At 65.9% G+C, this 16042-nt stretch carries 12 protein-coding genes; 6 read left to right on the top strand and 6 right to left on the bottom strand.

What is annotated here, in order from left to right; translation table 11 throughout:
• Positions 1-131: 131 nt before the first annotated feature.
• Together V0R62_RS04625 and V0R62_RS04620 are read left to right on the top strand one after the other, a co-directional pair.
• Entirely contained in the window at positions 132-2213 is a 2082-nt protein-coding gene (locus V0R62_RS04625; protein ID WP_330102930.1) for a carboxy terminal-processing peptidase, read from the top strand.
• 108 nt (positions 2214-2321) lie between these two features.
• Entirely contained in the window at positions 2322-4079 is a 1758-nt protein-coding gene (locus V0R62_RS04620) for a GGDEF domain-containing protein (protein ID WP_330102929.1), read from the top strand.
• Between the two features lie 70 nt (positions 4080-4149).
• Here V0R62_RS04620 and V0R62_RS04615 read toward each other — a convergent pair whose 3' ends face one another.
• From V0R62_RS04615 to V0R62_RS04590, 6 genes are all read right to left on the bottom strand, one after another.
• A complete protein-coding gene (locus V0R62_RS04615) occupies positions 4150-4518 on the bottom strand; it encodes a hypothetical protein (RefSeq protein WP_050703980.1) in 369 nt (122 codons plus the stop codon).
• Positions 4515-4859: a helix-turn-helix domain-containing protein gene (locus V0R62_RS04610; protein WP_330102928.1), complete on the bottom strand. Its 345-nt coding sequence runs from the start codon at positions 4857-4859 to the stop codon at positions 4515-4517. Before V0R62_RS04610 ends, V0R62_RS04615 begins: the two co-directional genes overlap by 4 nt.
• A 90-nt stretch (positions 4860-4949) precedes the next feature.
• The gene (locus tag V0R62_RS04605) at positions 4950-5390 is read right to left on the bottom strand and encodes a YkvA family protein (RefSeq protein ID WP_028690135.1); all 441 of its coding nucleotides are present in this window, start codon (positions 5388-5390) and stop codon (positions 4950-4952) included.
• A gap of 279 nt (positions 5391-5669) precedes the next feature.
• The gene (locus tag V0R62_RS04600; protein WP_050703977.1) at positions 5670-6392 is read right to left on the bottom strand and encodes an FKBP-type peptidyl-prolyl cis-trans isomerase; all 723 of its coding nucleotides are present in this window, start codon (positions 6390-6392) and stop codon (positions 5670-5672) included.
• A gap of 192 nt (positions 6393-6584) precedes the next feature.
• On the bottom strand, positions 6585-7364 hold the full coding sequence (gene map, locus V0R62_RS04595; RefSeq protein ID WP_330102927.1) for a type I methionyl aminopeptidase: 780 nt from the start codon (positions 7362-7364) through the stop codon (positions 6585-6587).
• On the bottom strand, positions 7361-7564 hold the full coding sequence (locus V0R62_RS04590; RefSeq protein ID WP_050703975.1) for a ParD-like family protein: 204 nt from the start codon (positions 7562-7564) through the stop codon (positions 7361-7363). The genes map and V0R62_RS04590 overlap by 4 nt, the downstream gene beginning before the upstream one ends.
• Before the next feature lie 308 nt (positions 7565-7872).
• On the opposite strand from V0R62_RS04590, the gene V0R62_RS04585 reads away from it, so the two are divergent.
• The 4 genes from V0R62_RS04585 to pcaQ all read left to right on the top strand — a co-directional run bounded on the left by V0R62_RS04585 (position 7873) and on the right by pcaQ (position 16023).
• Positions 7873-11853 carry a bifunctional nitrate reductase/sulfite reductase flavoprotein subunit alpha gene (locus V0R62_RS04585; RefSeq protein ID WP_330102926.1) on the top strand — a complete coding sequence of 1327 codons (3981 nt, stop codon included), beginning with the start codon at positions 7873-7875 and terminating at the stop codon, positions 11851-11853.
• A gap of 273 nt (positions 11854-12126) precedes the next feature.
• Positions 12127-14679, top strand: a complete 2553-nt coding sequence (gene nirB, locus V0R62_RS04580) for a nitrite reductase large subunit NirB (RefSeq protein ID WP_330102925.1) — start codon at positions 12127-12129, stop codon at positions 14677-14679.
• The gene (gene nirD, locus V0R62_RS04575; RefSeq protein WP_330102924.1) at positions 14679-15041 is read left to right on the top strand and encodes a nitrite reductase small subunit NirD; all 363 of its coding nucleotides are present in this window, start codon (positions 14679-14681) and stop codon (positions 15039-15041) included. The genes nirB and nirD overlap by 1 nt, the downstream gene beginning before the upstream one ends.
• Positions 15042-15090: 49 nt before the next feature.
• Positions 15091-16023, top strand: a complete 933-nt coding sequence (gene pcaQ, locus V0R62_RS04570; protein ID WP_330102979.1) for a pca operon transcription factor PcaQ — start codon at positions 15091-15093, stop codon at positions 16021-16023.
• The last annotated feature ends 19 nt before the right edge of the window (positions 16024-16042 follow it).

Raw genomic sequence — 16042 nt, 5'->3', positions numbered from 1 at the left:
TTGAATCATATGACCGAGCCTGGGAACGCCAAGTCCCAGGCTTTTTGCAGTATGCGTCCGGCTCCGATGGAACCGGCGAACGGATAAGACGGCCTACTATGCGTGATCAATTGCCTCCACGTCGAATCAGCATGAAGCATTTCCTCCCCAGCACCGCCCTCGCCCTCATGATCGGCCTGGGCAGCCTCACGCTCGGTGGCAATGCGGCCGCCGCCAACAAGTGGGACAGCCTGCAGCCGGACCGCGACGAAGTCGTGGCCAGCCTCAACATCGTCGAGCTGCTCAAGCGCCACCACTACAGCAAGCCGCCGCTGGACGACGCCCGCTCGGTCATCATCTACGACAGCTACATCAAGCTGCTCGACCCGTCGCGCAGCTACTTCACCGCGGCCGACATCGCCGAATTCGACAAGTGGAAGACCCAGTTCGACGACTTCCTCAAGAGCGGTAACCTCGAACCCGGCTTCACCATCTACAAACGCTACCTGGACCGCGTGAAGCAGCGTCTGGACTATGCCCTGGGCGAGCTGAACAAGGGCGTCGACAAGATCGACTTCACCGTCAAGGAAGACCTGCTGGTCGACCGCAAGGACGCGCCGTGGATGAAGAACCAGGCCGAACTCGACGACCTGTGGCGCAAGCGCGTGAAAGACGAGGTGCTGCGCCAGAAGATCTCCGGCAAGGAACTCAAGCAGGTCCAGGAAACCCTGATCAAGCGCTACAAGAACCAGCTGGCGCGCCTGGACCAGACCCGCGCGGAAGACATCTTCCAGGCCTACATCAACACCTTCGCCCAGTCCTACGACCCGCACACCAACTACCTGTCGCCGGACAACGCCGAGAACTTCGACATCAACATGAGCCTGTCGCTGGAAGGCATCGGCGCGGTGCTGCAGAGCGACAACGACCAGGTCAAGATTGTGCGCCTGGTGCCGGCAGGCCCTGCCGCCAAGACCAAGCAGGTCGCCCCGGCCGACAAGATCATCGGCGTGGCCCAGGGCAACAAGGAAATGGTCGACGTGGTCGGCTGGCGCCTGGACGAAGTGGTCAAGCTGATCCGCGGCCCGAAAGGCTCGGTGGTGCGCCTGGAGGTGATTCCGGCCAGCAACGCGCCGAACGACCAGACCAGCAAGATCGTCTCGATCACCCGCGAAGCGGTCAAGCTCGAAGAGCAGGCGGCGAAGAAGTCGGTGCTCAAGCTCAAGCAGGACGGGCGCGACTACAAGCTGGGAATCATCGAGATCCCGGCCTTCTACCTGGACTTCAAGGCCTATCGCGCTGGCGATCCGGACTACAAGAGCACCACTCGCGACGTGAAGAAGCTGCTCACCGAGCTGCAGAAGGAAAAAGTCGACGGCGTGGTCATCGACCTGCGCAACAACGGTGGCGGCTCGTTGCAGGAAGCCACCGAGCTGACCAGCCTGTTCATTGAAAAGGGCCCGACCGTACTGGTGCGCAACGCCGACGGCCGTGTCGACGTGCTCGAGGACGAGAACCCGGGCGCCTTCTACAAAGGCCCACTGGCGCTGCTGGTAAACCGCCTGTCGGCCTCGGCCTCGGAGATCTTCGCCGGTGCCATGCAGGACTACCACCGCGCGCTGATCATCGGCGGCCAGACCTTCGGCAAGGGCACCGTGCAGACCATCCAGCCGCTCAACCACGGCGAGCTCAAGCTGACCCTGGCCAAGTTCTACCGGGTTTCCGGGCAGAGCACCCAGCATCAGGGCGTGCTGCCGGACATCGCCTATCCGTCGATCATCGACACCAAGGAAATCGGCGAAAGCGCCCTGCCGGAGGCCATGCCGTGGGACACCATCCGCCCGGTGGTCAAACCGGCTTCCGATCCGTTCAAGCCGTTCCTGGCCCAGCTCAAGGCGCAGCATGAGGCGCGCAGTGACAAGGATGCCGAGTTCGTCTACATCCGCGACCGCCTGGCGCTGACCCAGAAGCTGATGAACGAGAAGACCGTCAGCCTCAACGAGCAGCAACGTCGTGCCCGCCACGATGAGATCGAGGCCAAGCAGCTGGCGCTGGAGAACATCCGCCGCAAGGCCAAGGGCGAAGAGCCGCTCAAGGAACTTAAAAAGGAAGACGAGGACGCCCTGCCCGCCGAGCCGGACGATACCAAGCCCGAGGACGATGCCTACCTGTCCGAGACCGGCCGCATCCTGCTCGACTATCTGGGCCTCAGCACCTCGGTGGCCAAGCACTGAAATGATGGCGAAATAATGTGACCTGTCATCAAACAGTCACCGGACTGTCGTGAAATGGAAGGGCCGGACGTGCAAGCGTCCGGCCTTTTTCACTTCAGGAAGCAGTCCATGACCGTCACCGAACAGCTCAGCGCATTGAGCGCCATCCTGGCTCAACGCAGCGTCCACTGTCTGTTCCAACCCATCGTCTGCCTTTCCGAACGGCGCATCCTCGGCTACGAGGCCCTGAGCCGCGGGCCATCCAACAGCCCGCTGCACTCGCCATTGAACTTGTTCGCCATCGCCCGCCAGGCCGGCCGCCTCGCCGAACTGGAGGTGCTGTGCCGTGAGACCGCCTGCCGCCGTTTCAGCGAGCTGAACCTGCCGGGACAGTTGTTCCTCAATGTCTCACCCGAGTCCCTGGTCGAACCCAACTACCCGTCCGGGCGCACCCTGAAAATGCTCGAACAGCTTGGCCTGGCGCCCAGCCGGGTAGTCATCGAACTGACCGAGCAGACACCCACCGAAGACTTCCAGCTGCTGTACAACGCCCTGCACCACTACCGCGACATGGGCTTTTCCATTGCCCTGGACGACCTGGGCGCCGGCTATTCGAGCCTGCGTCTGTGGTCGGAGTTGCGCCCGGACTATGTGAAGATCGACCGCCACTTCATCGACGGCATCCACCAGGACCCACTCAAGCGCGAGTTCGTCGGCTCCATCCTGCAGATCGCTCGCGCCTCCCGCGCCCAGGTGATCGCCGAGGGCATCGAACTGGCCGAGGAACTGGCGGTACTGGGCGACATGGGGGTGACCCTGGTCCAGGGCTACCTGCTCGGCCGCCCCCAGGAGTTTCCGGTCGTGGACAGCCCTGGCCTGCCGCCCCCAACGCCAGGCTCAGGCGTTGCGTTGTGCGAGGACAGCCGCGACCTCAGCGCCCTGCTTATCCAGCAACCCTCGGTCACCCTCGACACCGCCACGCAGCAGGTGCTCGACGCTTTCCGTCGACAGGCCAACCTCAATTCCCTCGCCGTGCTGGACGAGCAAGGCCGCCCCTGTGGCATCGTCCACCGCCACTCGCTCGCCGACGCCCTACTACAACCCTTCGGCACCGACCTGTTCGCGCGCAAGCCGATCAGCCGGCTGATGAGCCAGGACTTTCTCGCCGTCGAGCGTGGCCAGTCGCTGCAGCAGGTCAGCCGCCTGCTTACCAGCCGTGCGCGCCAGCGTATCGAGGAGGACTTCATCATCACCCAGAATGGGCGTTACCTGGGGCTCGGGCGGGTGATCGACGTGCTCAAGCTGATCACCGAGCAGAAGATCCAGCAGGCACGGCATGCCAATCCGCTCACCTTGCTGCCGGGCAACGTGCCGATCCAGCAGTGCCTGGCGCGCCTGCTGTTGCAGCGGCGCAAGGCGGCTGTGTGCTACGTGGACATCGACAGTTTCAAGCCCTTCAACGATATCTATGGCTACGCCCGAGGCGATGAAGTGCTGTTGTGCCTGGCCCAGTGCCTGAACGACTGCGTCGATCCGAGCCGAGATTTCGTCGGCCATATCGGCGGCGACGACTTCATGCTGGTGCTGGGCTCGACGAACTGGCGCGAGCGCCTGCAATTGCTGCTGGAGGCCTTTGGCCGGCAATGCCGGCGCTTCTACCGCAGCGAACACCTGGAGGCCGGGTGCTTCATCGCCCACAACCGCCAGGGGCAGCGGGAAACGTTCGCCTTGCTGTCACTGTCGATCGGCGTGGTCTGGCTGGAGCCGGGCAGCAGCGACGGGCTGGATGCCGGTCAACTGGCCGAGCTCGCCTCCCAGGCCAAGCGCCAAGCCAAGGATGGCGGTGGCTCAGGCCTGAGCCTGATCGATACCACCGTGTTGCCATGATCGCCCGTCGACTCGCCGGAAAATGCGTGGGAGCGGCGGTGCGCCGATGCGACTTGCCCCGCGATGCCTGTCAGGCTTCTTCCGGGTAGCGATACTCGAACACCCGCACCACTTCCGAGGCATGCCAGGATGCCGCCTCCATGCCATCCACCGGCCCGGAAAACCGCCCCAGGCGCTCGACACATTCGAAGAACCCGGTGCGCGGCAGGCGGCTGGCCCCCTGGCTGATCACCAGCGAACTGCGCAGCGGCTGCTCGGCGCGGGCGTCGAGGGTCGCCAGGTACTCGAGGGCCGCAGTCAGGGTCTGCATGGCCGGGCTGGGCAATTGCAGACGCTCGAGCAGCGCACGGTACGTGAGCAGGTGGCGTTGACGGCGGGCCAGGTCGAGCTCGGTCAGCAGGCTCTGCCACTGCTGACGGCTGATCCTGACCTGGCTCATGACGGCTCGCTCCAGCCGGCTACGCCCAGGTGCCAGGCCAGGCTGCGCAGGATCGCAGCGTCCGGGCGTCGCTCCCCGGACTCGATCATCGCCAGGTAGGCCGGGCTGATGCCGACACTGCGTGCCAGTTGCTCCGGGGCCAGGCCCTTGGCCTGACGCAAGGACGCCAGCTGGTCCAGGGAAGACAGGCTGGCGCTCGGTTGAGTGCTCTCGTTGTGACTGACTGAGTCGGGAGCTACGGCCGGCGCCTGGCCTGCGGCCGCCAGCAACTTCTGATAGTGCTCCCAGGGAACCACTGCGTACTCGGGCTGACCGTCCCGGCTGATGACCTGAATACCCATACAACCCCCTTGACGTTGGATTACGGCATGTAATCCGTAGGCATAACCCTTATGCCAATTATATTACCAACCTCGGGGGTCTGTGCGGAATCAACTGCCGGGCCGTTCGAGACGCAGCGCCTCGGGGGTGTCCGGCAGGCGCTCGACCACCCGCAGCCGCTCCGGCGCTTGGGCGTCGCGCCAGGCCTTGAAGCGGCCCAGTTCATCGGCCACGGTCTTGAGCACCCAGCCCAGCACGGCGATGTCGTCGAGCAGGCCGACACCCAGCAGCCAGTCGGGGATGGCGTCCAGGGGGCTGACGAAGTACAGCAGCCCGGCGACGATGGTCACCAGCGCCTTGGGGCTGACGGCGCGGTACTCGCCACGCCACCAGGCCAGGCACAGCGCCTGCATCAGGCGCAGGTCCTCGCGTAATTGGCCCAGCTTCGGCCCCTTGCGGGCCACCGCGAACAGCAGGGCCGGCAGCCGGCCACGACTGAGCAGGCGCTCGGCCAAGGGCAGGAAGCGGGCGAAATTCCAGGGTGCGCTCATGGGACCTCCAGAGGAGCAGGGGTTATCCACATTTATTGTGGATAACCTTGTGAACAGGGCGACATTGGCGCCGCGTGGTGCCCGCCGGGCAAGGGCCAGGTACGAATCGGGCGTTTTTTACACAACCGTTTCAACCGCGCAAACGTTTTGCGACACCGGCACCCGCGTCTGCGCGGCTACTGCTTGCGACAGTGAATGACGCCGACGGTTCGCGTCAAGCCGGACTGAAAACGACGACGCCCCGTCGAAACGGGGCGTCTTCTTGCAACGGGCCGGGTATTACTTGGCCGGTGCCTGGTCGGCCTTGGCCGGATCCTTGATGGCAATCAGCTCCAGGTCGAAGACCAGGACCGAGTTGGCCGGGATCAGCGGGCTCGGGCTCTGGGCGCCATAGGCCAGCTCAGCCGGGATGTACAGCTTGTACTTCTCGCCGACGTGCATCAGTTGCAGGCCTTCGACCCAACCCGGGATCACGCCGCTGACCGGCAGGTCGATCGGGCTGCCGCGCTCGACGGAGCTGTCGAAGACCTTGCCGTCGGTCAGCTTGCCTTCGTAGTGGACGGTGACCACGTCGGTCGGCTTGGGTTGCGGGCCGTCGGCCTTCTTGACCACTTCATACTGCAGGCCCGAGGCGGTGGTGATCACGCCAGGCTTCTTGGCGTTTTCCTCGAGGAATTTCTTGCCGGCGGCGGCAGCTTCCTCGCTGGCCTTGGCCAGGCGTTCTTCGGCGCGCTTCTGCAAGGCGGTGAAGGCTTCGACCAGCTCTTCGTCCTTGATGCGCTGCTCTTTCTTGCCTACCGCGTCCTCGATGCCCTGGGCGACGGCTTTCGAGTCCAGGTCGTCCATGCCTTCCTGGGCCAGGCTCTTGCCCATGTTCAGGCCGATACCGTAGGAGGCCTTCTGTGCCGGAGTCTTCAGCTCGACGCTGCTGGTCTGGGCGTCGCAGCCCGCGAGGACCAGGCCTACCAGGGCAACCGCGGCCGCCAAACGATGCTGTTTCATGTAATTTCCTTGTTCATGCGCCATGAGGGCAATCAGGGTAAAGCCGCGAGCTTAGCAGGCGGCCGCGACCAATGGCTACCGGCATAAGAGCGGGTTGCGCGCAGGAAGTTCCTGGGTGAAAGGTTGTTCATCCTCGGCTCTTGAAGCCAATGGCCAGTATTGACGGTTCAAGGGCGTGTTGCCGGAAGAATTTCATACAGGCCGCTGCTCTTCCTCTCTCAGCGTCAGCACCTCGAACCCGCTTTCGGTCACCGCCACCGTGTGCTCCCACTGCGCCGACAGGCTGTGGTCGCGGGTGATCACCGTCCAGCCATCGCGCAACCCGCGCGTGCCGCGCCCACCCTGGTTGATCATCGGCTCGATGGTGAACACCATCCCCGCTTGCAGCTGCATGCCCAGGCCGCGCTGGCCGTAGTGCAGCACCTCCGGCGCCTCATGCATCTGCCGGCCGATGCCGTGCCCGCAGTACTCGCGCACCACGCTGTAGCCGGCGGCCTCGGCGTGGGCCTGGATGGCATGGCCGATATCGCCGAGCGTCGCGCCGGGGCGCACCTGCTCGATGCCCTTCCACAAGGCGGCATAGGTGGTGTCGACCAGGCGTCGGGCCTCATCGCCGATCTGGCCGATGCAGTACATCTTCGACGAGTCGGCAATGTAGCCGCCCTGCTCCAGGGTGATGTCGACGTTGACGATCGAGCCTTCCTTGAGCACCTCGTCGACCTTGGGCATGCCGTGGCAGACCACATGGTCCACCGAGGTGTTCAGCGAATAGGGGAAACCGTACTGGCCCTTGCTCGCCGGTCGGGCCTTGAGGGTTTCGACGATAAAGGCCTCGGCGCGGTCGTTGATCTGCATCGTGCTCACCCCGGGGCGGATGAAACCGTCGAGGTCGGCGAACACCCGGGCCAGCAGTTGGCCGGCGTTGCGCATCAGCTCGAGCTCGGCGGCGTCCTTGAGAATGACCTTGCTCATTGCAGCAATTCCTTGAGGTTGGCCTGTTCCTGGCGCAGCAACTGGCGCAGCAGTTCCTGGTAGGTCGCTTGCGGGTGCAGTTCGGCCAGCATGCCGATGCGGATCCAGTGCTCGGCCTGGGCGTTGATCGAACGCGACAGCGCGGCGCTGGCCACGCGCAGGTCTTCGTGGAGGTCGTCGGAGATTTTGACGATGCCCATGGTGCAGTTACTCGCATATATGAAACGTAAGCGAATCATATATTCATCCGTTTGCATGTGCCATCCGTTGGTGCGCGACTCCCCGTATCGGTGCACACCCGTCGCAGGTCAAGTCCATGCCACCTCGCTGAGCGTGGGAGCGGGCTTGCTCCGCGATGACATGGCCCGGGATTTGCTGCCCATTCGCCATCGAGACCATCAACGCCGATGGTCCCCTCTCATCACGACGAAGGCGCCGTGTTGCCCCGCTTGCCGTTTGCAGGCCGGGCAGCCGGCGCCTTTGTCGTTTCATCAGCAGGAGATCGCCGATGAGCGACAGCCAAGTGCGCAGTGTGTGCCCATATTGCGGGGTCGGCTGCGGCATCGTCATGCACGTGAGCGATGGCAAGGTGGTCAAGGTCAGTGGCGACAAGCAGCACCCGAGCAACTTCGGTCGCCTGTGCACCAAGGGCCAGAGCGCCCATGTGCCGCTGCAGGCTGGGCGCATGACCCATGCCTTCGTGCGCGACCGGCGCAGCCAGGAGCCGGCGCGCTGCAGCCTGGACACGGCCATCAGCGAAACCGCCACGCGGTTGCGCGCGATCATCGACACCCATGGCGCGGATGCCGTGGCCTTGTACGTGTCCGGGCAGATGTCGCTGGAAGCCCAGTACCTGGCCAACAAACTGGCCAAGGGCTTCATCCGTACCCGCCATATCGAGTCCAACTCGCGGCTGTGCATGGCCAGTGCCGGCAGCGGCTACAAGCAGTCGCTGGGGGCAGACGGACCGCCGGGCAGCTACCAGGACTTCGAGCGCGCCGAGGTGTTCCTGGTGATCGGCGCGAACATGGCCGACTGCCACCCGATCCTGTTCCTGCGCCTGCTCGACCGGCTCAAGGCCGGGGCCAGGCTGATCGTCGTCGATCCCCGGCGCAGCGCCACCGCCGACAAGGCCGAGCTGTTCCTGCAACTGCGCCCGGGTACCGACCTGGCGCTGCTCAATGGCCTTTTATACCTGCTGCATGCCAACGGCCACACCGACGCGGATTTCATCGCCCGCCACACCGAGGGCTGGGAGGACCTGCCGGCGTTTCTCGAGGACTACACCCCGGACCGGGTCGCGGCCATCACCGGGTTGGACGAGGCCGACATCCGCGAAGCCGCCCGCCTGATCGGCGAGGCCGGTGAATGGATGAGCTGCTGGACCATGGGCCTGAACCAGAGCATCCACGGCACCTGGCACACAAATGCCCTGTGCAACCTGCACCTGGCCACCGGCGCCATCTGCCGCCCCGGCAGCGGGCCGTTCTCGCTGACCGGCCAGCCCAACGCCATGGGCGGCCGCGAGATGGGCTACATGGGGCCGGGCCTGCCGGGCCAGCGTTCGGCACAGGTGGCGGCGGACCGCGCCTTCGTCGAGCGGCAATGGCAACTGGCGCCCGGCACGTTGCGCAGCGAGGGCGGCGAAGGCACCGTGGCGCTGTTCGAACAGCTCAAAAGTGGCGAGGTAAAGGCCTGCTGGATCATCTGCAGCAACCCGGTGGCCAGCGTCGCCAATCGCCAGCAAGTAATCGACGGCCTGAACCAGGCGCAACTGGTGATCAGCCAGGACGCCTTCCTCGACACCGAGACCAACCGCTACGCCGACATTCTCCTGCCGGCGGCGCTGTGGGCCGAGGGTGAAGGGGTGATGGTCAACAGCGAACGCAACCTGACCCTGATGCCCCGCGCCGTCGAGCCGCCCGGCGAGAGCCTGGAGGACTGGCGCCTGATCGCGCGTATCGCCTGTGCCCTGGGCTACGCGCATGCCTTCGACTACCCCGACGCCGAGGCGGTGTTCGATGAGATCCGCCGCTTCCATAACCCGGACACCGGCTACGACCTGCGCGGCATCGACTATGCCAGGCTTCGCGCCAGCCCCCGGCAGTGGCCCTGTGCGCCGGGGCGCGAGGATGACCGCAGCCCGCTGCGCTATCGCAACGACGAACACGGCCAGCCAGCGGCGCTGGCCTTTCCGACCGCCACCGGCAAGGCGCGCTTTCATGCGCGGCCCTGGCTGGCGCCCGCCGAGCTGCCGGACGACGCCTACCCCTTCGTCCTCAACACCGGCCGCGTGCAACACCAGTGGCACACCCTGACCAAGACCGGCAAGGTCCCGAGCCTGAACCGCCTCGAACCCGGCCCCTTCGTCGAGATCCATCCCGCCGATGCCCGGCGCCTGGGCATCGGCGACAAGGACCAGGTGGCGATCCGCTCACGCCGTGGCCAGGCGCTGCTGCCGGCCCGCCTCAGCGACCGGGTGCTGCCCGGCGGCTGCTTCGCGCCGTTCCACTGGAACGACCTGTACGGCGAGCAGTTGGCGATCAACGCGGTGACCTGCGACGCCGTCGACCCCACCTCGCTGCAACCGGCCTTCAAGTACTGCGCCGTGACCCTCGAACGGGTCGCGGGCGAACGCATCGAGGTCCTCGACCTGGACGTCACCATTCCTGCGGAGCCCGTCCCCATGCCGACCGCTACCCTCGCCCGCCTTCTGGGCCTGGAGACACAACCTGCCCCGGTGCTTGCCGAAGAAGAGCGGCATTACCTGCAAGGTTTCCTGCTTGGCCTGCAACAGACACGCGCCGAGGGTGTGCCAAGCCTCCCGGCCACCGCACCATTGGCGCCGGCCCGGCGCCTGTTCGTCGATGGCCTGCTGGCGGGGCTGTTTGCCCAGCCCCAAGCACAGGCGGCAGTACCGTGCCATCGTGTGTTGTGGGCCTCGCAGACCGGTAATGGCGAGACGCTGGCCGAGCGCTGCGCCCAACGCCTGCGCGAGGCGGGGCTGAAGGTGGAGCTCAGCAGCATGGAAAGCGTCAACCCGGCGCAATTGCGCGGCTGCGCCAGCGTACTGCTGATTGCCAGCACCTTCGGCGACGGCGACGCCCCGGACAGTGGCGCCGCGTTCTGGCAGGCCCTGCAGGGCGCGAGCGACGCCGACTGCGCCAAGCTGCCCTATGCGGTGCTGGCCCTGGGCGACTCCAGTTACGACCAGTTCTGCGGCTTCGGTCGCAAGCTCGACCAGCGCCTGGCGGAACTGGGCGGCCAGCGCCTGCTGGAGCGGGTCGACTGCGAGCCGGATTTCGATGCCGCATTCAGCGCTTGGCTCGAGGCCCTGCTGGTGGCCCTCGGCACAAACACCCACGCGACATCGGCACCAGCAACCGCCGAATCTCATGGCAGACACCAGCCATGGCAAGCGCGCCTGGTGCAGAACCGCCTGCTCAATGGCCCCGGCTCGACCAAGGAGACTCGCCAACTGGTGTTCGACCTCGCGGGTAGCGGCCTGGATTATCAGCCCGGCGATGCGCTGGGCGTATGGCCGCGCAACTGCCCGACACTGGTCGAGGAACTGCTGGGCCTGATGCAACTCGATGGCCATGCCGTGGTCGAGCTCGAAGGCCTGGCACCAATGCCCCTGAGCCTGGTGCTGGAGCGGCAGTTGGACATTACCCGTGTCACGCCACGACAGCTCGAGGCGCTCAGCGAAAACGCAGCGTCTCTGCGACAACTGCTGCGACCTGAATGCAAGACCGAACTCAAGAACTGGCTGTGGGGCAGGCAACTGGCCGACGTGCTGCGCGAGTTCCCCCAGCAATGGCCGCTGACCCGCTGGCTGAGCCTGCTCAAGCCCTTGCAGCCACGGCTGTACTCGATCAGCTCCAGCCCCAAGACGCATCCGGGGCAGGTGCACCTGACGGTGTCCACGGTGCGCTTCGGCGAACGTAAGGGGGTCTGCTCGGCCTTTCTCGCCGACCGTGCGGCAGACGTCGAAGTGGCCATCTTTGCCCAACCGTCGAAACACTTCCGCCTGCCCGACGACGACGGCACGCCCATCATCATGATCGGTCCCGGCACCGGCATCGCGCCCTTCCGGGCCTTCCTCGAAGAGCGCCAGGCACGCGCTGCGCGTGGCCGCAACTGGCTGTTCTTCGGCGAGCAGCACGAGGCACACGACTTCTACTATCGCGAGCAGTTGCTGGCCTGGGAAGCACAGGGCCATGTACGCCTGAACACCGCGTTCTCCCGCGACCAGCCGGAGAAGATCTATGTGCAGCAACGCCTGCTGGAACAGGGCGCCGAACTGTGGCGCTGGCTGCAGGACGGCGCGCATGTGTATGTCTGCGGCGATGCCCAACGCATGGCCCGGGATGTGGATGCGGCCTTGCGCCAGGTGGTGGCGCAGCACGGCGGCCTGGACGAGAGCGCGGCAGCGGCCTATGTCGAAGGCTTGGGACGGGACAAGCGCTACCGGCGGGATGTGTATTGATGCACCACGGTGGTGAGGGCTGCACCCTGCTTGTGCGACCGCACCACCTGGGCAGCTCATACCTAAAGGCAGCCTGACACGCGGCAACCCTCATGGGAGCTGGCTTGACCAGCGATGAGCGGGAGCCTGGCACACTCCCTGCTTCACATAATGCACAACAGCCCCAACGACCAACGGCGGTCGACAGGGGCCTCACACTGATGAGTACAGGCAAAGGCGCCTGGAGCTTCGGCTCCAGGCGCCTTTTTCGTTTTCCGTGATCGAGGATCGGCTATGCAGGCAACAGCGAACGGGGCACAACGAGCACGACTGGTCATCGTCGGCAATGGCATGGTCGGCCATCACTGCGTCGAGCAGCTGATCGAACGCGGCGCCACGGCACACTTCGAGCTGCATGTGTTCGGCGAGGAACGCCAGCGCGCCTACGACCGGGTGCACCTGTCGGAGTATTTCACCGGCAGCTGCGCCGAGACCCTGGCCCTGTGCGCCCCGGACTACTACAGCCGCCACGGCGTGCACCTGCACCTGGGCGAGGCGGTGCTGGACATCGATCGCGAGCGCCGGGAAGTGATCACCACTGAGGGGCGGCTGGGTTACGACCAGTTGATCCTGGCCACCGGCTCCTATCCGTTCGTGCCGCCAATCGAAGGTTCCAGCGGCAATGCGCGCCTGGTCTACCGCACCCTCGAGGACCTCGACGCGATCCGCGCCGCCGCCGCGGATGCCCGCCGTGGCGTCGTGGTCGGCGGTGGCCTGCTCGGCCTCGAGGCGGCCAACGCCCTGAAGTCCCTGGGCCTGGAGGCGCATGTGGTGGAGTTCGCCCCACGCCTGATGCCGGTACAGCTGGACAGCGAAGGCGGCGCGGCGCTCAAGGCGCGGATCGAGGCCCTCGGCGTGGGCGTGCACCTGTCCCGCGCGACCCAGTCGATCAGCGCTGGTGAGCAGTACCGCTACCGGATGAACTTCGACGGTGGCGAACACCTGGAGACCGATCTGATCGTGTTTTCCGCCGGCATCCGCCCACAGGACGCCCTGGGCCGGGCCAGTGGCCTGGAGATCGCCGCGCGCGGAGGTGTTGTGATCGATGGCCAGTGCAGGACCAGCGATCCGCGGATCTTCGCCATCGGCGAGTGCGCGTCGTGGAACGGCAGCGTGTTCGGCCTGGTCGCCCCCGGCTACGCCATGGCGCGCAACCTGGCCACACGACTGCTGGGCGGGACGGCGGATGATTTCACTGGCGCCGACATGTCGACCAAGCTCAAGCTGCTGGGCGTGGATGTCGGCTCGATCGGCGATGCCCACGGCGCCACGCCCGGCTCACGCAGCTACCGCTTCATCGACGAGGCCAACAGCGCCTACCGCCGGCTGGTGGTGGATGCCAGCGGCAAGCACGTGCTCGGCGCGGTGCTGGTAGGCGACAACAGCTACTACGACACCCTGCTGCAGTATGCCCAGAACGGCATCGCCCTGCCGGCCGACCCGGCCGCGCTGATCCTGCCCCAAGGAGGCGGCGCGCCGGCCCTGGGCGCTGATGCGCTGCCCGACAGCGCGACCATCTGCTCCTGCCACAACGTCAGCAAGGGCGCGGTGTGCGCCGCCATCGACAGTGGTTGCGGCGACCTTGCCGCCGTCAAGGGCTGCACCAAGGCCGCCAGCGGCTGTGGTGGTTGCGCGGCGCTGCTCAAGCAGGTGTTCGAGCACGAACTGACCACCCGTGGCGTGACGGTCGACAAGAGCCTGTGCGAGCACTTCGCCTACACCCGCCAGGAACTCTACGGGCTGGTGCGGGTGGAAGGCATCCGCACCTTCGGCGAGCTGCTCGAACGCCATGGCAAAGGTCACGTAGGTTGCGACATCTGCAAACCGGCGGTGGGCAACATCCTCGCTTCATGCTGGAACCAGCCGATCATGGACCCGGCGCTGGTGCCGCTGCAGGACACCAACGACACCTTCATGGCCAATATGCAGAAGAACGGCACCTACTCGGTGGTGCCGCGCATTCCCGGTGGCGAAATCACCCCGCAGAAGCTGATCGTGATCGGCCAGGTGGCGCAAAAATACGACCTCTACACCAAGATCACCGGCGGCCAGCGCATCGACCTGTTCGGCGCCCAGCTGCATGAACTGCCACTGATCTGGGGCGAACTGATCGCCGCCGGCTTCGAGACCGGACACGCCTACGGCAAATCGACGCGCACGGTGAAGTCCTGCGTCGGCAGCACCTGGTGCCGCTATGGCGTGCAGGACAGCGTGGCCATGGCACTGCGCCTGGAGGATCGCTACAAGGGCCTGCGCTCACCGCACAAGCTCAAGTTCGCGGTGTCCGGCTGCACCCGCGAATGCGCCGAAGCGCAAAGCAAGGACATCGGCGTGATCGCCACCGACAAGGGCTGGAACCTGTACGTGTGCGGCAACGGCGGCATGCGCCCGCGCCACGCCGAACTGTTCGCCACCGACCTCGACGACGAAACCCTGGTACAGCTGATCGACCGCGTGCTGATGTTTTACATCCGCACCGCCGACAAGCTGCAGCGCACCTCGGTGTGGCGCGAGGGCCTCGACGGCGGCCTCGACTACCTCAAGCAGGTGGTGATCAACGACAGCCTGGGCCTGGCCGCCGAACTCGAGGCACAGATGCAGCAGGTGGTCGATCGCTACGAATGCGAATGGGCCAACGCCCTGGGCGATCCGGAAAAGCTCAAGCGCTTCCGCACCTTCGTCAACGACCAGCGCGCCGATCCGGATGTGCACTTCGTGCGCGAGCGTGGCCAACGCCGGCCGGCTGCGCCCCTGCAACTGATTCCCACCCATGAGGAGGCGATGTGATGAGCCTGTCCAACACGGCTGTAGCAAGTGAAACCCGCTGGCAGGCGGTGTGTCTGGCCAGCGACCTGGTCGCCGACTCCGGCGTGGTGGTGTGGCACGAGGGCGAGCAGGTGGCGTTGTTCTACTTGCCGGGACAGGGGCGGGAGCTGTATGCCATCGGCAACCGTGACCCACGCTCGGGCGCGAACATTATCGGCCGTGGGCTGGTGGGCAGCCTGCATGGCGAAATGGTGGTCGCGGCGCCGTTGTACAAGCAGCATTTCTGCCTGGACAGCGGCCGCTGCCTGGAGGATCCGGGCCAGGCACTGCGGGTGTGGCCGGCGCGCCTGAGCGCAGGTCGTGTTGAACTATCGCTCGATTGAGGCCCATGCGGACGTTGCAGGTCTGGCCCGCATGGATACACTGCCGGGCATGAACCTCGATACCCGCATCAAGTTCCGCCACCTGCTGTGCTTCCTGGAGATTGCCCGGCAGGGCAGCCTGGCCAGGGCCGCCGATGTGCTTGCGATCAGCCAACCGGCGATCTCCAAGACCCTCAAGGAACTGGAGGACCTGCTCGAGGCACGCCTGTTCGAGCGCGGCCACAACGGCGTTACCCTGACCCCGGCCGGCACGCGCTTCATGCGCTACGCCGGCCCCAGCGTGCAGGCCTTGCGCGACGGGGTCGGCAGTGTGCGCGGCGAGGCGCGGGCGCCGTCACAAGTGCGCATCGGCGTGCTGTCGACAGTCGAAGGATTGCTGATGCCCGAGGTGCTGTGCCGCCTGCACCAGCGTCACGAGGCGTTGCTGATCAGCGTGGTGACCGGGGCCAGCGCCCAGTTGCTCGGCCAGTTGCACCTGGGGGAACTGGAGCTGGTGGTCGGACGGATGACCGACAGTCCGCAGATCCAGGGGCTGTCGTTCGAGCACCTGTACAGCGAGTCGATGACCCTGGTGGTGCGGCCCGGGCATCCGCTGCTGGCACAGCGGCCCGTCGAGCGCAGATTGGTTGGTGATTATCCGCTGGTGCTGCCGCCGCCGGGGACGACCATTCGCCAGCATGCCGACAGCCTGTTCGTGCAATGCGCCATCCCGCTGCCGGCACAGCGCCTGGAAACCCTGTCGCTGGCCCTGAGCAGGCGCTATGTGCTGGGCAGCGAGGCGGTCTGGGTAGCGCCACGGGACGCCGTGCTGATCGACCTCGGGCGTGGCGAGCTGGCCGAGCTCGACCTGGGCGTGCTTGAGCCGGGCGGATCGGTGGGCATCTGCCGCAACGCGGCCTTGCCCCAGAGCCTGCCGGCGCAATGGGTGTGCGAAGTGCTCCGCGAGGTGGCCGAGGCCTATCGACTCGGCACCTACCCCTGATAGCCCAGCCGAGTTCTTC

This window comes from Pseudomonas carassii (assembly GCF_036324045.1).
GTDB lineage: Bacteria > Pseudomonadota > Gammaproteobacteria > Pseudomonadales > Pseudomonadaceae > Aquipseudomonas > Aquipseudomonas peradeniyensis.
This window is presented reverse-complemented; position numbering and strand designations above follow the sequence as displayed.